Genomic DNA, 20202 nt, shown 5'->3' with positions numbered 1-20202 from the left:
CGGAGAAAATTGTTTTGCTGAAATCCACGCAGTTTGACCTATTGCGACATGGCGAACCTGAATTGAAGGGTGTGTATTTAGGACATACTGATTCTGAACTTTCAGAACAGGGTATGCGTGATAGTTTAACTGCTATCGAGCATAATCCTGGCTGGGATTTGGTGGTGAGTTCACCGCTTCAGCGCTGCCGTTATATAGCAGAAACGGTTTCCCAGCGATTAGGTCTTAACCTTTTGATACTTGATCAGCTACAAGAGTACAATTTTGGTGAGTGGGATGGGCAGCGGTTTGAAGCTGTTTATGCTCAACAGTCCCATTTGGCTGATAATTTTTGGTTAGATCCCGAAGCTAATCCGCCCCCGTCAGGTGAGCTTGTTGCTGATTTCTCCAGCCGAGTTCGGGCTGCGAAGACACAGCTTTTAGCGAGAGATGAGAAGCGAATACTTATCGTTACCCATGGTGGAGTAATTAGAGCAATGGTAGCTGATTTACTTGATATTAAGCCCCAGTATTGGGGAAGAATAAAAGTAGACTATGCTTACTTTACTCAGTTAAGGTTTGATGCCGACTTGGAACACAGTTGGCCACAATTAATTAGCAGTAATGTGAAGTCTCCTATTTAGTCTTTCCATGAGTTGAGTGCTAACACATAGTGAGCCTTACTCTATTAAGGACATTGGCTTAAAACGGGAAATTATGAAGTACACAGAAACGCTTAAGAATATTCATCATAGCCTTGATCGCTTAGGCGACCTCCCTGTGTTTAGCGCAACGATTAATCGTATTCAACAAATTAGTTCCTCGGATGAGGGCGATGCTATGGCGCTGGCTATGGCAATCATGAAAGATACGGGCTTGTCTGCTCGTTTATTGAAACTTGCTAATTCATCGGCATATAAACGGGGACAAGGGAATGTAAGTGTTATATCCCGTGCCGTTGTGCTGATGGGGTTCAACCAGATTAAGAGCATCAGTTTAACGCTTAAGCTGATAGAGAGCTTTCATGATGAGCATCCAGACCTTGATGTGCCTGGGATGATGATGAAGCAGTTCCTTAGCGCAAACATGGCGAAAGAACTGGCTCTGAAAAGTAAAAAAAGTATAGATCCTGAAGAAGCTTATCTTGCAGCATTATTATTTGGTTTGGGTGAGATCGTTGTTGCTTGTACTTTACCAGATGAATATCGAAAGCTACTTAGCTTGAAAAAAACCAGTAATAAAAGCTGGCCACTTATCCAGACCGAGGTGTTAGGCATTAGTTTTAACGCATTAGGCCGAGAAATGGCTGCAGGCTGGGGGTACCCTAAACAGGTACTTCAGACCATGTCTGAAGTGGATATGAATAAACTTGATGAGCATAGTAACTTACTGACTAGTCTACCGTTTCTTTGTAATGGTTTAGTTCAACAGATTTATGGGCACGATATACGTGATGAACTATCTTATGATCAATTGATCGATGCAGTATCGGGTGTTTCAGGCATATCCTTTGATGATGTAGGAGAGGTCGCCATACAATGTTTCCGGCAGGTCTCTAAGGTGAGTCGCTCTTATGGTCTCAAAGCTCAGTTATTGATTCCGGAATATGTTGAGTCAGGTAATGCTGTTAAAGATGAGATGGTGCGTAAATTAGCTTTTTTAGCCCATGATGAAGCTGAGCAAGGTGAATCTGAACTTAGTGATAATATACAAAGCTCTGATACACCGGTTGTATGTAGTCAGGGGCAGTTAGAGTATCTCAATCAGCTGACTGAATTAATCGGTTCTGAAGGAACTATACACGATATATTTAAATTGGTTGTAGAGGCGATTCATCAGTGTAGTGATTTTGATCGAAGCTTACTTTGTCTGCTTAATAAAAAGAAAGACCATCTTGCTGTTAAGATGATTGAAGGTAAAAAATAGAAGCCTTGCAGCGTTATTTTGAGCGTGATCGCTCTAGTAAAGGTGGTGATCTATTTTTTAGAGTGATGGAAAAGCAGGTTACACTTTTAGTGAATGATCTTGAGGACGAGGGTTGGAGCGACCGTTTACCTCAAGACTTTGTCTCCCAAACTGAATGCCAAGGATTTGTACTGATTCCATTAGTCATGGGTAAGCGGGTAATTGGTATGTTGTACGCCGATCGTTTGAAAGGTAACGGCCCAGTATCGGACAATGATTTTAATATTTTCAATCGCTTCGCCACCCAAACACGCTTAGCGTTAATGTACGCTGATAGTAAAGCTAAGCGTTAGGGGGCTGAATTGAATCTTACTCAGGTAACTACTCAGGTAACTATTCAGTCAAACCTTTAACGAAAGACTTAGTATCTTGCCAAGCATCTTTACTCACCTCAACACCTGAATCGATTACCTCGCCTCCAGCGTCAACGGCTGTTTTTGCACCAGATTCCGTTGAGCAGAGCGCGCGTTTGGCGACACACTTGGATTTACAGCCTAGCTCGGCTGCCTCATCTGTGAAATGTACAACGGCACATTGTGTTTCACACAAGGTTTGCTCGGTGGAGCAATCAGCCCAAGTGAATGAGGCTAAAAATAGTAGACCAAGACCATATATTGCTTTCATAAAGTACTCCTTTTAAAGGCGGTTACGTTGATCTCTGGGTTGCCAGAGGATTTCTTTGCCGCCCTGCCTCAGCGCAACTGTTCTACTTGCCACAAAAAGTAGATCGGATAAACGGTTTAGGTAAGCCACTGCATCTGAATTAACCTGTTCTTCGTCATCCAATAATAGTGCTGTAATTTGTCTTTCAGCCCGTCGGCAGATACTACGGGCTAAATGAGTATAACAAGCTGAAGCTGAACCACCCGGAAGAATAAATTCTTTAAGGGGAGGAAGTTCAGCATTAAGTTTATCTATCTGATGCTCTAAGTATTCTATCTCTGTTTGATCAATAACTGTATAGCTTTGATCAGCCACTGCGATCTCACCGCCTAAATCAAATAACTGGTGTTGAATCAATGTTAGAGTAGAGTGTAAAGGATCGTCTGGGTCTAGGCCTGAAATAATCAGCCCTATACAGCTATTGAGCTCATCTACCGTACCTAATACTTCAATGCGTGGGGCTGTTTTACTAATGCGTTTGCCATTGGCTAGGGCAGTAGTTCCTTGATCACCTGTACGCGTGTAGATACGTGTCAATCTATTAGACATGAGGGGCCTTATATTAGTGAATACTTTAATTGGATTGTTTTTAGGGTAAAGGGTTCCATCATAATAACAAGAAAGCGATGTTAGGTTCATTTTTACAAACTTGTCCGCGATTTAGCTACTTTATCTTTTTGAGGTGAAATTTTACTATCGGTGAACTTTCTGAATCTTTTTAAGGTATGCCAAATTGATGGGGACAGGGATATTTTGCACTTTCGCCTGACGGCAAAGGTAGCCCGTTATGCTATCAATCTCTGTCTGGCGGCCCTGGCGCACGTCTTGTAGCATCGATGAGTAATTTTCAGCAGTAATTTCTGCTACATGACAGGCTTGCTCGATTAGTGGGCCATCAAAAAGGTCAATATCAAATGCGTGTGCAACGAGTTCCACTTCTCGACAGATTGCCGCCATGGTTGAAAGGTAGTTAGGGTTATTAATTAATTCACCATTCTTACAATCAAAGATAGCGGTCAGAGGATTAATCGCGCAATTGATGGCGAGTTTTCTCCATAAGGTTAATGAAATATTCTTATCTTGCACTACATTGAGGAAACCGCCCTTTATTAGGTCATCGATCCAGGTATATGTTTGGTCGGGAGCGCCTATCTGTGTTACTCCTCTACCAGCATGCTGCAAATTAAAGGGGGCTTTGAGCCAAGCGCCATCGGTTGTCGAAGCCCAAGCAACCTCTGCATGGGGGCATTGTGACTGGATCCACTGTTGGCTGCCCATGCCATTTTGTAAAACGATGATTTTAGCGTGAGGGTCTAAACGGTTTTTAATGCTATTAAAGGCATTTTCTGTATCGATTGATTTAGTCGTAATGATAAGCTGCTTAATTGTTTTAGGAGCGCTAGCAAGCTCTGCAGTCATTGGATAACACTGACCTGCGAGTAAAATTGAATTTTGTTTCTGAAACAGATCAACTTTAGCTTGATTGCGCAGAATCAAGCTAACAGGTAAGCCTAGATCGGTAAGATGACAGGCCCATAATGATCCAATAGCCCCTGCACCTAGGATATACCATGGTTGTTTCATTATATCTCCATCAAAGTAGGCTGTGGAATTAGAGCAAAATTCCATATCATTATTGTCTATTCTAACCTGTTTGTAGATTTTATGATTATCGTGACGTGAAAAGCCAATACAGGTCAGCTAGAATTTGAAAAAATTGAGGAGTTAATAGATGCCATCGTTTGATATCGTTTCTGAATTGGATATGCACGAAGTTTCCAATGCTGTTGATCAATCTAATCGTGAAATACAGATGCGCTATGATTTTAAAGGGGTTGATGCTCGCTTTGAGCAAAACGATAGCTCAGTCATTATGCATGCAGAAGTAGAATTTCAATTACAGCAATTATTAGATGTTCTGCGGACAAAGATGGTTGGCCGTAAAATTGACATTCGTTGTCTAGAGGTCAAAGATCCAGAAAAAGCCAATATGAGAGCTCGCCAAGAGGTTGTTCTTAAACAAGGCTTAGATCAGCCTTTTGCTAAAAAAATTGTCAAAATGATTAAAGATGCAAAACTCAAGGTTCAGTCTCAAATTCAGGGTGACCAAGTCCGGGTAACAGGAAAAAAACGAGATGACCTGCAAACCGTCATGGCATTTTTGCGTGAAGCCGATTTAGAGCTTCCTTTGCAGTTTAATAATTTCCGAGACTAAAGGGATGAGTAGGGAGGTGTTTTAAACCTCTCCCTTTTGCTCAAGACAATCCAATAAAAAAAGCTCCTTTACTAATTCTTGAGAGGGGCTTTCGGCAAAGTCTTCAACACAGATACTACCGTTCTCTAGCTTTCTCATTAGTGAGCTACCCTGCCAATGCACGATAGGAATACCGGTAGAGCGATGAATCACTCTTAGGTAAGGGTTACTTCTTTCAAACCAAGCATCAATTACGTAGGTCATGCTCTTCTCCTTGTTTAAGTGAACTGAAGTAGAGCGTTGAGCATAGTACAGTATTTTTTAAATGTAAATGATATTAATTATCATTTACATTTGTGGGTTTTATCGTTTTGGCGGCTAAGACAATCAGTAAAAGTACGGGTAGCCCAATAAGAGCAACAGATATAAAAAACCATTCATAATCATAGGCATCAACGAAGCCACCGGAAAATCCCCCTAAAAATTTAGGGAACAGCAGCATGACTGAGCTAAAAAGCGCATATTGTGTCGCAGAATATTGGATATTGGTTAAGCTGGATAGGTAAGCAATAAATGCTGCGGTTGCAATGCCTCCGCTGAGGTTGTCCAAAGAGATCACAATAGTGAGTGCGGTTGTGTTATGACCAAGTGTGGCTAACCATGCGAATAACAGGTTAGTCAAAGAGACCATTAAAGCCCCTGTAAATAGGATTTTCATTACACCAAAACGGTTGACTAAAATGCCACCTAAACCGGCTCCTACAATCGTCATAACCACACCATAGATCTTTATGATCTGTGCAATCTCCCCTTTAGTGAACCCCATATCTACGTAAAACACATTCGCCATAATGCCAAGAATCACATCAGATATACGATAGGTGCCAATCAGGGCCAAAATGATAATCGCTTGTTTTCCGTAACGCTTTATAAAGTCGATAAAGGGGCAGGCCACGGCGACATAAGCCCAGCTGATAAACCGCGAAAGGATATTCGGTAGGTGGGCATATTTTTCGCTGTATTGAATAACCTTATTTCTCTGTTCAAGCGTCTCTTCGTCAATAGAAATCGCTTGAGGCTCAGATACCGATAAGGTTGTTGCAATACCAATTAGCATCAAAGAGGCCATAGCTAGATACGCAATCCGCCATGAGTCTTGGTCATAGCTGTCCGGTGTAGGCGAAACCCATGCTGCAATGGCGAGGGCTCCTGCGCCCGCGACAATCATGGCGATTCTGTAGCCTGCCATATAAGTTGCCGCCATCGCCGCTTGAAGGCGTTCCTCAGCTGACTCTATACGGTAAGCATCGATAACAATATCTTGAGTTGCTGAGCTAAACGCAACTAATACGGCCATAAACGCCATAAATTCCAGATGCTCTAGAGGATTAGAAAAGGCTAAGCCAACAAGTCCCGCAAGTAACATGCTTTGAGCTAAAAATAGCCAGCTACGGCGGCGACCGAGCAAACGTGAAAGAAGTGGGATTGGCAGGCAGTCGACTAAAGGAGCCCAGAGCCATTTGATTCCGTAAGCAAGCCCAACCCATGAGAAGTAAGTTATTACACTGCGTTCAACGCCAGCTTCTCTTAACCAAAATGATAGTGTGCCGAAGACTAATAATAAGGGCAGCCCAGATGAAAAGCCTAAAAGAAGAAGTGTAATGGCTCGGGGGTGTAGATAAACTTTTGCGGATTGAAGCCAAGATACCGGCTGAGGTTCGACTGATGACATCTGAGAACGCCTTCCATGAATAAGCGTCTATTGTCCCTATCTGCTGTCAGCAAGGCAATGGTTTCTAAAAGGTTTATAAGAGAAGTGATGAGCGGAAGAATGAAAACAAAAAGGCCCAACACTCGGCTAGATTGTTGGGCTTTTCATAAAAACATCGGTTTACTGAAGGGGGGAAGTAAACCGATGCCTTATATCTGCTTAGAACTTAATACGCATACCTGCTAGAACGTCTAGGTCGTAATCAGTACCTGCGTCGTCGTCACGGTTAGTGATTTCTGCAAATACAGAAACGTTTTTCTGGGCAGGGAATTTGTACACAACGTTTGCGTAGATAGCATCTTCATCCATATTTGCTGCATCATAGTCATGGTCAACATAACCTACCGCGATTTTTGTGGTTTTTGATGCTTTAAATGTTGCTACAAGGTTTGTCATTGCAACATCGTTGTTTGATCCACCTTGATCAGACTCACCATAATCAACACCAAACTCAGCGAAGCCAGCGTCAAAAGATGCGCTTACACCCCATACATCAACAGAAGAGGATGTAGGTGTTGCTTTAAGCGTTTGGTATGCCGCGCCTAGAGTAATCGCGTCAAAACCGCCTTCAACGTATATTTCAGTTGATTCGCCGTTAGCACTTTTTTCGCCATCAGCTTCAAGCTCGTGAGAGATCGCTACGTGTGCTACATCAAAATCAGCATCAAAACGGATAACGTCGTCGCCATCTACAGAACCGAACTCATCAAAAACGTCGTCGCCTAGGTTGTTTTCAATTGCATTTTCAATACCAAAGTCATCGGCAGCATTGTCCATTTTACCAACTTGAACAGAGTAGCCGTGAGATTTAAGGCCTAAGTAAGCTTCTTCTAGCTGATCGCCGTCGGTACCGTCGTCTTCAGCTGCTTTTTTAAAGCCAAAATCTAGTTGGCCGTAAGCAGTCAGACCATTACCTAGATCGTAAATTATAGAGTTTTTGATCTCTAGGTCGTCAAACTCAACTTCAGCGTCTTTGGTTTTGCTAGCGTTATCACGTAGCTGAACCTGCCAGTCACCTTTAATTTTGAAAGTTAGACCTTTATCTTCATAAATAGTCGCTGCAGTAGCAGAGTTTGCTGCAAGAGCGGCAATAGCGGAAGCCAGAATCAGCTTTTTCATTTCAATACTCTCCAAGAGTTTTAAATAAATAATTAATTTTCTTAATTGAGGTTTTTAATTAATGATTGTTAATTAATTTTTTGAAAGATTTTCTTGTTTCTTCGTCTGCCTGGTTGTACCAAAATATAAGCATCTGAGCAGGCATGTTTTTCTTGGCGTTAGTATTATTATTTTTCGCTTTTGCCGTATTGTTTTTGGTTAATTGGTTTGGGTTGAATAAAGGCTTGTTAGGCAGTGCTGCTGCGGCATCCGTTTTATTAAAATCTTCTAATTCCCGTTCGTAATCTCTACTTAATTGAAAGCCATTATTTTTTATTAAAGAGACTTTGTAATCGACGGGCTGTCCACTTTTAGCGGTTAGTATCCAGTTTCCTTTTTCTTCTAATTCTTTGATATCTTTTATCTTTTTTATTTCTGGGGCCGCGATAAGTAACTGTTCATCTTTTTGATCGAATAACAAAACAAAAGCGTTAGTATATTCAAGTTCATATTCGCTTCCGTTTTTTATTTCAGCGGTATAACTAACAACAATCTGGTTGATCCCATTAGGAAGTTTATAGGCACTGTGGTCATTAAAGAAACTAGGTGACTTAGCTTCTTTTCCATTAATTGCAAGTAAATTAACCCCTTCCGAGAGGTTTAATATGTTTTCTGCAAAAACAAATGAAGATGAAAATAATGTTGCCAGAAATAATATTGATACTTTTAGTGGCTGTAATGAAAACAATGTTATGTCCTTGGTTTGTTCTACGTTTAATAATTTATTTTGCAGCGCAATAATAGTTGCTGTTTATTTCAATTAGGTTTCAGTTTTGTTTGTTTTTGTTACATTTCTTTTAAACTTTTAAACTTTTAAATAGATAGGGCGTTGTTTTTTTATAGGTATATAAATGAGGAAGACATCTCCTAAGGTTGGATTACCTTAAGAGATGTCGTTTTAAGCGTGGGCGTTATAATTTGCCAGCAGAGAAGAACAGAGTCTCACCAGAGCTGTCATCTACACCATCATTGTCAGTTACAGCGTAAGCGTGACCCGAAGCATCAATGGCAAAACCTTCAATTTTATCGGTAACGTAGCCGTTAAGTGATTTCAGATTTGGGATGAAGTTCTTTACAAGCTCTTTCTTCACTATAGGTAGGGTGCTGCCAATCGGAGCAGGTTTTAGGTCGTCAAGGCTAACCTTGTATAGCTGCTTGATTTTGGCATTTTCGTCTAGTTGGTTATCACGTTCGATAATATAGAGCGAATCGTTGTAGGCAGTGACCTCTGATAGTCCAACCCAACCTGTTTGGGCTTTTTCTAGAGGATAGTGCACCGCACCCCATTGTTTTGTTTTTAGATCATAAGAAAGTAGTTTTACTAACCCTTTAGGATCGTCAGCCCATTCTCTCTGGATAGCAACCCATAAAGTGTCACCGACCTGCGTGATACCTTCAGCGCCGAAACGTTTTTGATGTGCTAAAAGGCTTTTAGGAAAATCGATTGTTTGATCAATTTCGCCTTGAGTATCGACATGATAGATAGCATGAGGAACTTTTTTCTTAGCGTTACCTTCAGAGGCTAGCCAGAAGCCATTATCGCCATCAATAGAGATCCCTTCTAGATCTAGCTTTTTAGCAGGTTTGCCATTACGAGTGACTTTTAAAGCTTCAGTTATGATGGCAGGCTTGTGTGTTGCATCAATACTGAAAATAGTTGGTTGGTTTGCATAAAAGCTATCGTTTACTGCAAATAGGTGACCCGCTTTTTTCGGATCAGCAGCTAGGCCTGAAAGTGCACCCCAGCCGATAGGCATACCTTTATCATCATGCTGAGACATAATTTGTGGGTAAGCCGCAGTTTTATCACTTAGCTCATAAATCATAACGTGGGCACGCGGACCTTTATCTTCAATCAAATCCTTTTCATTGGCACTGATTAACAGATTGCGGCTTGGGATGGTAACTGCTGATTCAGGTGCAATGCCTGAAGGGAGCATCTGAATAAATTCAGGGGCTTTGCCTGTATCACGGTATACGCCGATTAGTGATGCGCGTTCAGATAAGATGAAGATGTAAGTCTCTTTACCAAACTTGCCTATTGCAACACCTTCTGGTTCATTACCTTTTTTGCCAGAACGTTTATCTGGATAGTGTCCAGTTGCAATCACTTTGTGTTCGAAGTCAGACCCTGATTCATAGATGACTTCGCCATTCTTGTGGAAAATAGTGAACCCACGTGCGCCGCCTTGGAAATCACCTTCGTTAGCAGTAACGAAGCGATCATTGTCGATCCACTTAACCGAATCGGGTTCACGTAGGCGAGTTTGTGATTGGGAAAAATCAAAGGCTTTGTCTTTCTTCGTATCAATCATTGTTAGTTTTGCTGAACCTGCTGAAAAATGATTAATTACTGTGCCTGTTTCCGCATTAACAATGGCAATGTGGTTGTTCTCTTGTAAAGTGACCACGATTTCATTGTTTTCGTTGAAATCAACAAATTCTGGCTCAGGATCGTCAGCGCCTATAGTCGCCATACCTGTCATATTTACTTTTTTCATCTTGCTGCAAACGGGGTTGCCGTTTTCTAACGGATAAATAGTAAGGAAGCCTGCTGGTAGTTGTGGCAGAGCGCCATCATTTAGATCTTCATCGCGTTCATTTTCGATGGCAATGGCAACATATTTCTCATCTTTTGAGACTGCTACAGAGTCTGGCTGACCGCCCAGATCACAGCTTGCGATGATCTTATGGTCGTTTAAGCTTAGAGATACTAGCTTGCCGCTGGGTTTGATATAGCTCTCTGATGTGTTGATGCCAGCAAGAACCGTCGTTGCTGTAACTGCAACCGATGTAGGTTCTCCATTAAGAGAAACAAAACCACCCGGTTTAGGCATTGATGCATTTTTGATATCAATAAAACCTAAACCACCTAAAGGACTATCAGAGTACACAAGTGATTTTCCATCTTGTGTTGCAGCAATAATTTCTGCTGATGTCTCTGTGGCAACGTCAGAACCTGCAGGTAGGTTGTGAATGTTTGCAAAAGTGGCGATTCGGTTGAATGTGTCTGCATGGGTTGTCATTGCAGCAGAGGCTAGCGCTAATGCAATTAGGGTGTGTTTACCTGGGTGGTTAAACATCGGGTGTCGACTCCTATAGGCTACTCAATAATGAATTGAGGCGGGATCCTATGGATCTATTGTGACGGTTGCGTGAAAGGTTAACTGCTTTTATCGGATTATTGGTTTTTGTGTCGATCTATCTATATGAAATATATGGATATATCGTGTATGTTCGGCTACTTTTGGCTTATGTTAAAAATTAATTAAACTTTTATTTCATCTGTTTTGTTCCTCTATTTGTCATGGTTTTGTCACTCATACCTTCTATCTTGCATCACTTCGATTAAGCAGTTTAAAAACTCTTTAGTTGCTGTGTTTATAGAAGAACATTTAACTTTGAGCCGCTCCTTTTAATTTCAATAGGTGAGTAAAATGGGTTACGACAATTCACATGATCTATGTAGTAATTTGAATCAAGAGCAAGATTCTGAATTTACACGCATGACTAACACAGCTGTTAGTCGTCGTGGTTTTATGGCGGGAATGGGAGCGCTGGGTGTAGGTGCTTTTATTGGTATGTCGCCCATTGCCCAATCGGTTCAGGCGGCAATGTCTGCTTCAGTTAAGAGTAAACTGATCGGTTTTAAACCTGTACCGGCAAGTACTGCTGATTCTGTTGTTGTGCCTGAAGGCTATAAAGTAACTAATTTAATATCTTGGGGTGATCCTCTTTTTGACAATGCTCCTGAATTTGATCCGTCAGGCAAGGCTCCGGCGGCAAGTCAGGCACTGCAGTTTGGCGATAATACCGATGGGATGAGTTTATTCCCTCTCTCTAATGATCGCGCGGTGATGGCGGTCAATAATGAATATACCAATGTTGAGTATTTATATGATCATCAAGGTAAAGCAATTACTGCGGATGATGTTTTAAAAGCGCAAAACGCCCATGGTGTGTCTGTTTTTGAAATTAAAAAAACGGCTAAAGGCTGGAGCGTGGACCGTTTAGGCAAACTAAACCGCCGTATTACAGCAAATACGCCTATGCAGATTACTGGCCCTGCTGCGGGCGATGAGTTGCTAAAAACCGCTGCGGATCCATCAGGCATGGAGGTTCTTGGCACATTTAATAACTGCGCTAATGGGCAGACTCCATGGGGAACATATCTCACTTGTGAAGAAAACTTTCATAAGTACTTTGGTTCCAATGATGACACTTATGCTGTGCCTGCTGAGCTGCAACGCTACGGTATTAAAGTAGAAGATAAAACCTATCAGTGGAGTAAGCATGATGAGCGCTTTGATTTGTCTCAAAATCCGAATGAGCCAAATCGTCACGGATGGGTTGTAGAGATTGACCCAATGGATCCAACGTCTAAACCACAAAAGCGTACCGCGTTAGGACGTTTTAAGCATGAAAATGCTGCATTTATGATCGATAAGAACGGTCATGCTGTTGTGTATTTAGGTGATGATGAGCGCGGTGAGCATCTTTATAAGTTTGTTTCTAAAGATAAATATATAGCGAACAACAATCAACATAATCGTCGTTTACTTGAGGAGGGTACCTTATACGTTGCCAAATTTATGGCGGCTGATGGCGAGTTAAAGGGTAAAGGTCAGTGGATAGAGCTTACTTTCGGTAAAAATGGGTTAACACCAGAGAATGGCTTTAACAGCCAAGCTGAAGTATTGATTTATACCCGTTTAGCCGCCACTCAGGTGGGTGGAACAACCATGGATCGCCCCGAGTGGGTAGCAGTACATCCTAATAAACAGACCGCTTTCTGCACTCTGACTAACAATAAAAATCGTGGTAAAAAAGAGAATCAACCTATTGGCGGGCCGAACCCTCGTGAGAATAATAAGTATGGACAGATTGTTCGTTGGAGCCCAATGAATGGTGATCATACTCAGTCTGCGTTTAATTGGGATTTATACCTGATAGCGGGTAACCCAACATTGCACTCAAGCGGTTTGTTGGCGGGTAGCAATAATATAACCCCAGATAATATGTTTAATAGTCCTGACGGTTTAGGTTTTGATGAAAGTGGTCGCTTATGGATTATGACCGATGGTAAATATTCCAATAAAGATGACTTTGTAGGTATGGGCAATAACCAGATGCTGTGTGGTGATCCTGAAAGCGGTGAGGTTCATCGTTTCCTTACGGGGCCAGTGGCAGCAGAAGTGACGGGGTTAACATTTACGCCTGACTATAAAACTATGTTTATTGGTATCCAGCATCCAGGTGAGAAATTGAAAGGTTCGCATTTTCCAGAAGGTGGGATGAGTAAACCGCGTTCAACTATTGTTGTTATTACCCGTGATGATGGCGGAGTGATTGGCGCTTAATTAGGCTTCTAGAATTACTGTTAACAAAAAGGGCCGAAAAGCTCTTTTTCGTAAGAGCCAAAAATAGTTAATCTTAAAAATTAGTTATAAAAAAACCGGCAATAGCCGGTTTTTTTGTGCTAATTGCTCGAAATTAGATGCGCAGACCGCCATCAACTTCAAAGCAGCGGCCGCTAACGTAGTCATTTTCAAAGATGAAAGTAACTGTTTTAGCGATCTCTTCTGGTTTACCTAAACGTTTAGCTGGAATGCCTGCCGCGATTTTATCAAGTGCTTCAGGCTTCATGCTCATTACCATCTCAGTACCGATGTAGCCTGGTGCAATTGATGCGGCACGAATCTTGTAACGAGCAAGCTCTTTAGCCCAAGTGACAGCCATTGCCTGTGCGCCAGCTTTTGTTGCGGTGTAGTTAGTCTGGCCCATATTACCTGAACGTGATATTGAAGAGATATTGATGATACAACCTTCAACACCTAAATCGATCATCTGAGCAGCGGCTTCACGTGCACATAGGAAAGTACCCGTTAGGTTTACATCTATAACCAGATTCCACTGATCCATAGACATCTTCTTAGCAACTTTACCTGTTTCACGATCAACTTTTAGGAATAGACCGTCACGAGTAATACCCGCATTGTTTACTAAACCGTTGAGAGAGCCGAAATCTGCTACTATTTTAGCGAATGTTGCTTCCACTTCGTCTTCTTTTGCAACATTGCAAATGTAAGCACGAGCTTCAACACCTTCTTCCATGCAAAGGCCTACAGTTGTGTCTAAGTCTTCTTGGCTAAGATCAATTAATGCCAATTTGGCACCTTGAGAAGCTAGTTCAAGCGCCATTGCGCGACCAAGACCACGGCCACCGCCGGTTACAACAATTACTTTATCTTTGAGTTCCATTGAGGGTTACCCTTACTTCGGTTTGACTCTGAATGTTATTGTGCATTGCGTCATTGTGCAGAATTTAAACTTATAACGCTTTTGCACAAATGTCCACATTTAGCCTGTATGATTCATTTATCAATAGGTTTTATATACTTTTGACTGTATTTTTTGGATTTATTACGCATTTGCTAAGTATCTGTTTTTTCTTTTAAATATTGCGCTGCAATGTAGATTTGTACTTTCGTAGTAATGCTTTTTTATTTATGAATACTTCATGGCTTAATACAAATTTATGATTTTAAATATCGATAAGACTTGAAAAAGCAAGCTTGTGCCCATAGAAATAAAGCATATTGCAGCTGACTTTGTATTAATTTTGCTTACTGTTTAGTTGTGTTTTGATTCACAATGAGGCGCCCATGAGATTTCTTTTTTTACTGTTTATTATTATCCCGATTATTGAAATCACAGTGCTTATAAATGTAGGTGATGCGATCGGTATATGGAATACGGTCGGTCTGGTGCTGCTATCGGCGTTTATTGGCGTGAATATGTTGCGTTATCAAGGGGTATCAACGTTGATGAGGGCTCAGCAACGTGCTAATCAAGGTGAAATTCCAGGTCAGGAGATGGTTGAAGGCATTGTGTTAGCCGTTGGCGGGGCCATGCTTATTACACCTGGCTTTGTAACAGATATTCTTGGGTTTTGCTGTTTGCTGCCTTATACACGTAAAGCTTTTGCATCTAAGCTAATGGGGCGTTTCACTATTATGGCGTCTCAGCAACATACCTCGGGTTCCGCTCACTTCTATTCTAATGATCCTTTTAATCGTTCAGCTCCCCCCTTTGAGCATCATGGCGAGCAAAAAATACCTCCGCAGCCTAGGGCAGATGTGATTGATGGTGAGTTTGAGCGTAAAGATTAATTGTTCCATCGAAACTTTTTTTCGATGGGGTGTTGAATTCATTTTTAATGCCCCAATTTAGCTATTCAAAGGGTGATTCTTTAAATCTATGAATTGCTCTATTTCCTAACATAATGTTGATTTTGGTCAGACAGAGATCAGGAGAAAAAACAAAATGAAAATTCGTCCACTTCACGACCGTGTAGTTGTTCGTCGTAACGAAGAAGAAGCCACTACTGCCAGCGGTATTGTGTTGCCAGGTTCCGCGCAGGAAAAACCTAACCAAGGTAAGGTTATTGCTGTAGGCGAAGGCCGACTTCTAGATAACGGTGAGCGTAGTGCGTTGACTGTTCAGGTTGGGGATACAGTACTATTCGGTGGTTATGCCAATACTGTGAAAGTAAACGGCGAGGAGCTACTTATTCTTAGCGAAGGCGAAATTTACGGTGTGCTAGAAGATTAATCTTCCAGCTTAACTTTTCGCAGGTATCTACGTTCAGTAGAACGTTTTGTTTAAAGAATTTTTGAATATAGGATTTTCAAGATGTCTAAAGAAGTATTATTTGGAAACGATGCACGCCAACGTATGCTTAGCGGCGTGAATATTCTTGCTGATGCAGTTAAAACAACACTCGGTCCAAAAGGACGTAATGTTGTACTAGATAAATCATTTGGCGCACCAACAGTAACTAAAGACGGTGTATCTGTAGCGAAAGAAATCGAACTAGAGGATAAGTTCGAAAATATGGGCGCTCAGATGGTTAAAGAAGTTGCGTCGCAGGCTAACGATGTTGCGGGTGATGGTACTACAACAGCGACTGTTCTAGCTCAAGCGATCGTGAATGAAGGTTTGAAATCTGTTGCTGCAGGCATGAACCCAATGGATCTTAAACGCGGTATCGATAAAGCATCTGCTGCGGTTGTTGAACAGATCAAAAAAATGGCTGTTCCATGTGCGGATAGTAAAGCGATTGCTCAGGTAGGTACGATCTCAGCAAATGCTGACCTTCAGGTCGGTGAAATTATTGCCGAAGCAATGGATCGTGTAGGTAAAGAAGGTGTTATTACTGTTGAAGAAGGTAGTGGGCTTGAGAATGAGCTGGCTGTTGTTGAGGGTATGCAGTTTGATCGTGGATACCTATCACCTTACTTTATCAACAACCAGGAAAGCATGTCTGTTGAAGTTGAACAGCCTTTTATTTTGTTAGTTGACAAGAAAATTTCTAACATTCGTGATCTTCTTCCTATTTTGGAACAGGTAGCGAAAGCATCTCGTCCTCTACTTATTATTGCTGAAGACGTTGAAGGTGAAGCACTAGCAACATTGGTTGTGAACAATATGCGCGGTATTGTTAAAGTTGCTGCAGTAAAAGCACCTGGTTTTGGTGATCGTCGTAAAGCAATGCTTGAAGATATCGCGATCCTAACCGGTGGTACGGTTATCTCTGAAGAAGTGGGTTTGACGCTAGAAGAAGCAACATTAGAACAGTTAGGTCAAGCGAAGCGCGTATCTATCACTAAAGAAAATACAACGCTTGTTGATGGTGTTGGTGCTGCTGATACGATTGAAGCTCGCGTTAATCAGATCCGTGCTCAGATGGAAGAAACGTCTTCTGACTATGATCGTGAAAAGCTGCAAGAGCGCGTTGCTAAACTGGCTGGTGGTGTTGCGGTAATTAAAGTAGGCGCAGCAACAGAAGTTGAAATGAAAGAGAAGAAAGCACGCGTAGAAGATGCGCTGCATGCTACTCGCGCTGCTGTTGAAGAGGGTGTTGTTCCTGGCGGTGGCGTTGCGCTTATTCGTGCTATGGATATGGTTAAAGACCTTAAAGGTGATAACCATGATCAAAGCGTTGGTATTGAGCTTGCGTTCCGTGCATTAGAAGCGCCGCTTCGTCAGATCGTTGCTAACTCTGGCGATGAAGGATCTGTTATTGTTGCGAATATTCGTGAGAAGGGTGAAGGTAACTTTGGTTACAATGCTGCATCTGGTGAATATGGTGATATGATCGATATGGGTATCCTTGATCCAGCTAAAGTAACACGTTCTGCTCTTCAGGCTGCTGCATCTGTTGCAGGCTTGATGATCACAACAGAAGCGATGATTGCTGATAAACCATCAGAAGGTGGAGCTCCTGCTATGCCAGATATGGGCGGCATGGGTGGTATGGGCGGTATGGGCGGCATGATGTAAATCATCCCCTTACTGTAGTAAATAGCTAATTAGAGTCGTCTGTTGGCTATTTATAAATACTGAGCCCCGCATTTTGCGGGGCTTTTTATTTGTGCGTAAAATAAGTTTAAAATCTAACTTTCTATGTGATGGGTGAATGGATAACCATGAATCGTGATGATGATATTAATGTGCCAAATATGGGGCCAGCGGAGCCTATAGACGAGAGCCGTTCTCCCCAATCTGCATCGCCTTCTCAAAAAGGAAACTCAGCGGCACCTGTGGTTGAAGTTCAACGTTCGGGGGGCTTTTTGCAGGCATTAGTGAGTATAGTGCTGATCGCTGCGGTATCTGCATTAGGTTACTTTGGTTTTGATATGTACGATGCCCAAAAACAGAAAGAGGCAACATTTACTCAAGCCCAAAAACAGATCGCAGAATTACGAGAGCTCTTAAAGCAAACAGAGCAGGGTGCAGAGCAGTCCGGCCAAGCGATTCAAGGTAATGTTTCTTCTTTGGAAGAGAGTCTTAAACAAAAAGATAAACAGTTAGATTCAGAGATTGCTAAGTTATGGGCGATCGCTCACCAGAAGAATGCGCCCCTAATTAAAGAGCAGGGTAACCAAATTAAGACGCAAGAAGCTACAATTAAAACCTTGCAAGCGACTGTGGCGAACCAAGCAAAAGAGTTAAAAGCATTATCAAGCTTGAAGTCAGAAAGCGCTAAGTTAAAGAAGTCGGTTAATGCTGAAGTAGAAAAAATTAATAAACTGGTCACACGTATAGAAACTGAAGTAAGAACCAGTAATGAGATTAATCAAGATCAGCAAGATGAGGTTATTAAAACTCAGAGGTCGCTGTCTGATCGTGTTACGAAATTAGAAGGTAAAAGCACTGCTGGTTTAGAGCGGCGAGTAAAAGTGAATGAGCAGGCTGTGCGGGCGTTTGATGGTACACGCAGGCAACTTAATCAAGATCTGCTTCAAGTGAAGCAAAAATTGAATAATCTGCAGCTCCAATTGGAACAAAAGTAATCAATTGGTGTATAGCTAGCAAAATGATAGCCGTTGAGGGTTTGCTAAGTCAGGCCCTTGAAGGCAGAATACACGCTTATTCCTAAACGAGATAATTTTAGCCTCCATGAAGATCCGCGCTTTCTTTGCACTAACGTTACCTGATTCAGTTGTGCGTTGGTTGGCTGATCATGCTGATACGCTGTGTGTTTACGACAAAAAAACAGAAATTAGTTGGGTGGATTCAGATCGTTATCATCTGACATTGTGCTTTCTTGGAGAGGTCTCGCTTGAACAGGTGGAAGAACTCGAACGCTGTGCACGGGAGAAACTGGCTGACTTTAGCTCTTTCCAAGTGCATATAAATGCGGCTGAGTATTATCGTGTTAGCAGAAGCTTGGCATTAATTGCCGCACTTCCCGATGTGAATAAAGAGTTAGAATCTTTGCATCATCTAATGGTCGATGTTGCTGATACAGCAGGTGTAAACCATACAGATGAAGACTTTAAACCTCATGTCACATTAGGACGATTACCGGGTATTAACAAGTTTAACGCGCCTGATAGTTGGCCGGCTATTGATATGTTCAGTCTTGCTGATTCAGTGGTTCTTTTCCAAAGTAAACAAGGAGAGGACGGCTCTATTTACACGCCATTATTTGAGATTCCCTTACAGGATTTAGCCTAATTGAATAATTAGCGTTATTTATTCTATCTGACTTATAGAAAAACCACCTCATTATGCGTACTCCAGAACTTTTGTCTCCAGCGGGGACACTAAAAAATATGAAATATGCGTTTGCCTATGGCGCAGATGCAGTATATGCCGGGCAGCCTCGTTATAGTTTGCGTGTCCGCAATAACGACTTCAATATGGAAAACTTGGGCGAAGGGATTGACCTTGCGCATCAATTAGGTAAAAAGTTTTTCCTCGCCAGCAATATATTGCCTCACAATAGCAAGTTGAAAACCTATATTGATGATCTTCGTCCGATCATTGCCATGGGGCCTGACGCCTTAATTATGTCGGACCCTGGATTGATTTATCTGGTTAAAGAGCACTTCCCTGATGTGCCGATCCACCTTTCTGTGCAAGCAAATACCATGAACTGGGCCGCGGTTAAGTTTTGGCATGCCATGGGTGTCGAGAGGGTGATTCTTTCACGTGAACTGTCTTTAGATGAAGTGGAAGAGATTCGCCAGCGTTGTCCAGAGATGGAGATTGAGGTGTTTGTTCATGGGGCGCTGTGTATTGCCTATTCAGGACGTTGCTTGTTATCGGGTTACATTAATAAACGTGATCCAAACCAAGGCACTTGTACCAACTCATGTCGGTGGAAGTATGACGCCCATGAAGCCAAAGTGGATGAGTCCGGTGATGTCGTTCCGGTTGAACAATTTGATCCTAAATTGGAGACGCTTGCGCAGGGGAGTCAGCCTGCATTAGGTGAGGGCGAGCCAACTGATCGTATCTTCCTATTGCAAGAGGAGACGCGCCCCGGTGAATTTATGCCCGCGTTCGAAGATGAACATGGCACCTATATTATGAATTCAAAAGACCTGCGTGCCATTCAGCATGTACATCGCTTAGCTGCGATGGGGGTTGATTCATTAAAAATAGAGGGACGAACAAAATCCCATTACTACGTTGCACGAACCGCTCAAGTTTATCGTAAAGCGATTGATGATGCGGTTGCGGGTAAACCTTTTGATATGAAATTGATGGATGAGTTGGAAAATCTTGCCAGCCGAGGTTATACCGAAGGTTTTTATCGCCGTCATGTCCATGATGAGTATCAAAACTACGAAACGGGTAATTCGGTGGGTGTCCATCAACAGTTTGTTGGCGAGATTATGGGGTACGATAAACAAGCGGGTATGTTGGAGGTTGATGTGAAAAATCGCTTCTTAAAAGGAGATACTCTTGAATTGATGACGCCCCAAGGTAACCATAAATTCAGATTAGATGAGATGATCGATAAAAAAGGTAAGCAAGCCGATGTTGCGCCAGGATCGGGTCATGTAATGAAGATCCCTATGGCGTTAGATTGTGAGCCTGAATATGCCTTGATGATGCGCGATCTTCCCAATGCCCCTGAATATAGCCGTCAGGCTTAACGGACAGGCCATCAAAA

General features: G+C 42.1%; 20 protein-coding genes. 11 read left to right on the top strand and 9 right to left on the bottom strand.

Translation table 11 applies throughout. The annotated features are described in order from the left end of the window. Window positions 1-14: 14 nt before the first annotated feature. The 3 genes from A3774_RS13775 to A3774_RS13765 all read left to right on the top strand — a co-directional run bounded on the left by A3774_RS13775 (window position 15) and on the right by A3774_RS13765 (window position 2237). Entirely contained in the window at window positions 15-623 is a 609-nt protein-coding gene (locus A3774_RS13775; protein ID WP_197468070.1) for a histidine phosphatase family protein, read from the top strand. A gap of 73 nt (window positions 624-696) precedes the next feature. Further along, window positions 697-1905, top strand: coding sequence for an HDOD domain-containing protein (locus A3774_RS13770; RefSeq protein ID WP_067868725.1), 1209 nt, complete (start codon window positions 697-699; stop codon window positions 1903-1905). Between the two features lie 5 nt (window positions 1906-1910). Further along, window positions 1911-2237: a GAF domain-containing protein gene (locus tag A3774_RS13765; protein WP_067868722.1), complete on the top strand. Its 327-nt coding sequence runs from the start codon at window positions 1911-1913 to the stop codon at window positions 2235-2237. 40 nt (window positions 2238-2277) lie between these two features. On the opposite strand, the gene A3774_RS13760 is transcribed toward A3774_RS13765, so the two are convergent. The 3 genes from A3774_RS13760 to A3774_RS13750 form a co-directional block, all read right to left on the bottom strand. Continuing rightward, window positions 2278-2568, bottom strand: a complete 291-nt coding sequence (locus A3774_RS13760) for a hypothetical protein (protein ID WP_067868720.1) — start codon at window positions 2566-2568, stop codon at window positions 2278-2280. Window positions 2569-2580: 12 nt separating this feature from the next. Beyond that, the gene (locus tag A3774_RS13755; protein WP_067868717.1) at window positions 2581-3156 is read right to left on the bottom strand and encodes a cob(I)yrinic acid a,c-diamide adenosyltransferase; all 576 of its coding nucleotides are present in this window, start codon (window positions 3154-3156) and stop codon (window positions 2581-2583) included. A 144-nt stretch (window positions 3157-3300) separates the two neighbouring features. After that, window positions 3301-4191 carry a 2-dehydropantoate 2-reductase gene (locus tag A3774_RS13750; RefSeq protein WP_067868710.1) on the bottom strand — a complete coding sequence of 297 codons (891 nt, stop codon included), beginning with the start codon at window positions 4189-4191 and terminating at the stop codon, window positions 3301-3303. Window positions 4192-4339: 148 nt separating this feature from the next. On the opposite strand from A3774_RS13750, the gene A3774_RS13745 reads away from it, so the two are divergent. Further along, window positions 4340-4822 carry a YajQ family cyclic di-GMP-binding protein gene (locus A3774_RS13745; protein ID WP_067868708.1) on the top strand — a complete coding sequence of 161 codons (483 nt, stop codon included), beginning with the start codon at window positions 4340-4342 and terminating at the stop codon, window positions 4820-4822. A 21-nt stretch (window positions 4823-4843) separates the two neighbouring features. On the opposite strand, the gene A3774_RS13740 is transcribed toward A3774_RS13745, so the two are convergent. From A3774_RS13740 to A3774_RS13720, 5 genes are all read right to left on the bottom strand, one after another. After that, on the bottom strand, window positions 4844-5065 hold the full coding sequence (locus A3774_RS13740) for a PA4570 family protein (protein WP_067868706.1): 222 nt from the start codon (window positions 5063-5065) through the stop codon (window positions 4844-4846). 73 nt (window positions 5066-5138) lie between these two features. After that, window positions 5139-6533 (bottom strand): AmpG family muropeptide MFS transporter, encoded by a 1395-nt coding sequence (locus A3774_RS13735; protein WP_067868704.1) that lies wholly within the window; start codon window positions 6531-6533, stop codon window positions 5139-5141. 198 nt (window positions 6534-6731) lie between these two features. Further along, window positions 6732-7691, bottom strand: coding sequence for a porin (locus A3774_RS13730; RefSeq protein ID WP_067868702.1), 960 nt, complete (start codon window positions 7689-7691; stop codon window positions 6732-6734). A 58-nt stretch (window positions 7692-7749) separates the two neighbouring features. Further along, window positions 7750-8418 carry a YccT family protein gene (locus tag A3774_RS13725; protein ID WP_067868700.1) on the bottom strand — a complete coding sequence of 223 codons (669 nt, stop codon included), beginning with the start codon at window positions 8416-8418 and terminating at the stop codon, window positions 7750-7752. Between the two features lie 223 nt (window positions 8419-8641). After that, window positions 8642-10813: an esterase-like activity of phytase family protein gene (locus tag A3774_RS13720; protein ID WP_067868698.1), complete on the bottom strand. Its 2172-nt coding sequence runs from the start codon at window positions 10811-10813 to the stop codon at window positions 8642-8644. Window positions 10814-11167: 354 nt separating this feature from the next. On the opposite strand from A3774_RS13720, the gene A3774_RS13715 reads away from it, so the two are divergent. After that, the gene (locus tag A3774_RS13715; protein WP_067868695.1) at window positions 11168-13090 is read left to right on the top strand and encodes a PhoX family protein; all 1923 of its coding nucleotides are present in this window, start codon (window positions 11168-11170) and stop codon (window positions 13088-13090) included. Between the two features lie 133 nt (window positions 13091-13223). Here A3774_RS13715 and A3774_RS13710 read toward each other — a convergent pair whose 3' ends face one another. Continuing rightward, window positions 13224-13991 carry an SDR family oxidoreductase gene (locus A3774_RS13710; protein WP_067868692.1) on the bottom strand — a complete coding sequence of 256 codons (768 nt, stop codon included), beginning with the start codon at window positions 13989-13991 and terminating at the stop codon, window positions 13224-13226. A gap of 404 nt (window positions 13992-14395) precedes the next feature. On the opposite strand from A3774_RS13710, the gene A3774_RS13705 reads away from it, so the two are divergent. From A3774_RS13705 to trhP, 6 genes are all read left to right on the top strand, one after another. Continuing rightward, window positions 14396-14902 (top strand): FxsA family protein, encoded by a 507-nt coding sequence (locus A3774_RS13705; protein ID WP_067868690.1) that lies wholly within the window; start codon window positions 14396-14398, stop codon window positions 14900-14902. Window positions 14903-15056: 154 nt separating this feature from the next. Then, a complete protein-coding gene (locus tag A3774_RS13700) occupies window positions 15057-15344 on the top strand; it encodes a co-chaperone GroES (protein ID WP_067868688.1) in 288 nt (95 codons plus the stop codon). 81 nt (window positions 15345-15425) lie between these two features. Continuing rightward, window positions 15426-17075, top strand: coding sequence for a chaperonin GroEL (groL, locus tag A3774_RS13695; RefSeq protein ID WP_067868686.1), 1650 nt, complete (start codon window positions 15426-15428; stop codon window positions 17073-17075). 146 nt (window positions 17076-17221) lie between these two features. After that, window positions 17222-18088, top strand: a complete 867-nt coding sequence (locus A3774_RS13690) for a hypothetical protein (protein ID WP_067868684.1) — start codon at window positions 17222-17224, stop codon at window positions 18086-18088. A 106-nt stretch (window positions 18089-18194) separates the two neighbouring features. After that, window positions 18195-18755, top strand: a complete 561-nt coding sequence (thpR, locus tag A3774_RS13685) for an RNA 2',3'-cyclic phosphodiesterase (protein ID WP_067868676.1) — start codon at window positions 18195-18197, stop codon at window positions 18753-18755. Window positions 18756-18808: 53 nt separating this feature from the next. Continuing rightward, window positions 18809-20185, top strand: coding sequence for a prephenate-dependent tRNA uridine(34) hydroxylase TrhP (trhP, locus tag A3774_RS13680; protein ID WP_067868673.1), 1377 nt, complete (start codon window positions 18809-18811; stop codon window positions 20183-20185). Window positions 20186-20202 lie beyond the last annotated feature (17 nt).

Origin of the sequence: Neptuniibacter marinus (assembly GCF_001597725.1) — a bacterium.
GTDB lineage: Bacteria > Pseudomonadota > Gammaproteobacteria > Pseudomonadales > Balneatricaceae > Neptuniibacter > Neptuniibacter marinus.
The sequence above is the reverse complement of the archived record's forward strand: the minus strand, read 5'-3'. Positions and strand labels throughout refer to the sequence as shown.

Bases quoted from the DNA above. Each gene is read 5' to 3' on its own strand.
- groL (WP_067868686.1), top strand. From the start codon at position 15,426: ATGTCTAAAGAAGTATTATTTGGAAACGATGCACGCCAACGTATGCTT.
- A3774_RS13760 (WP_067868720.1), bottom strand. From the start codon at position 2,568: ATGAAAGCAATATATGGTCTTGGTCTACTATTTTTAGCCTCATTCACT.
- A3774_RS13710 (WP_067868692.1), bottom strand. From the start codon at position 13,991: ATGGAACTCAAAGATAAAGTAATTGTTGTAACCGGCGGTGGCCGTGGT.
- A3774_RS13715 (WP_067868695.1), top strand. From the start codon at position 11,168: ATGGGTTACGACAATTCACATGATCTATGTAGTAATTTGAATCAAGAG.
- A3774_RS13690 (WP_067868684.1), top strand. From the start codon at position 17,222: ATGAATCGTGATGATGATATTAATGTGCCAAATATGGGGCCAGCGGAG.
- A3774_RS13700 (WP_067868688.1), top strand. From the start codon at position 15,057: ATGAAAATTCGTCCACTTCACGACCGTGTAGTTGTTCGTCGTAACGAA.
- A3774_RS13705 (WP_067868690.1), top strand. From the start codon at position 14,396: ATGAGATTTCTTTTTTTACTGTTTATTATTATCCCGATTATTGAAATC.
- A3774_RS13735 (WP_067868704.1), bottom strand. From the start codon at position 6,533: ATGTCATCAGTCGAACCTCAGCCGGTATCTTGGCTTCAATCCGCAAAA.
- thpR (WP_067868676.1), top strand. From the start codon at position 18,195: ATGAAGATCCGCGCTTTCTTTGCACTAACGTTACCTGATTCAGTTGTG.
- A3774_RS13730 (WP_067868702.1), bottom strand. From the start codon at position 7,691: ATGAAAAAGCTGATTCTGGCTTCCGCTATTGCCGCTCTTGCAGCAAAC.
- A3774_RS13745 (WP_067868708.1), top strand. From the start codon at position 4,340: ATGCCATCGTTTGATATCGTTTCTGAATTGGATATGCACGAAGTTTCC.
- A3774_RS13740 (WP_067868706.1), bottom strand. From the start codon at position 5,065: ATGACCTACGTAATTGATGCTTGGTTTGAAAGAAGTAACCCTTACCTA.
- A3774_RS13750 (WP_067868710.1), bottom strand. From the start codon at position 4,191: ATGAAACAACCATGGTATATCCTAGGTGCAGGGGCTATTGGATCATTA.
- A3774_RS13755 (WP_067868717.1), bottom strand. From the start codon at position 3,156: ATGTCTAATAGATTGACACGTATCTACACGCGTACAGGTGATCAAGGA.
- A3774_RS13770 (WP_067868725.1), top strand. From the start codon at position 697: ATGAAGTACACAGAAACGCTTAAGAATATTCATCATAGCCTTGATCGC.
- A3774_RS13720 (WP_067868698.1), bottom strand. From the start codon at position 10,813: ATGTTTAACCACCCAGGTAAACACACCCTAATTGCATTAGCGCTAGCC.
- trhP (WP_067868673.1), top strand. From the start codon at position 18,809: ATGCGTACTCCAGAACTTTTGTCTCCAGCGGGGACACTAAAAAATATG.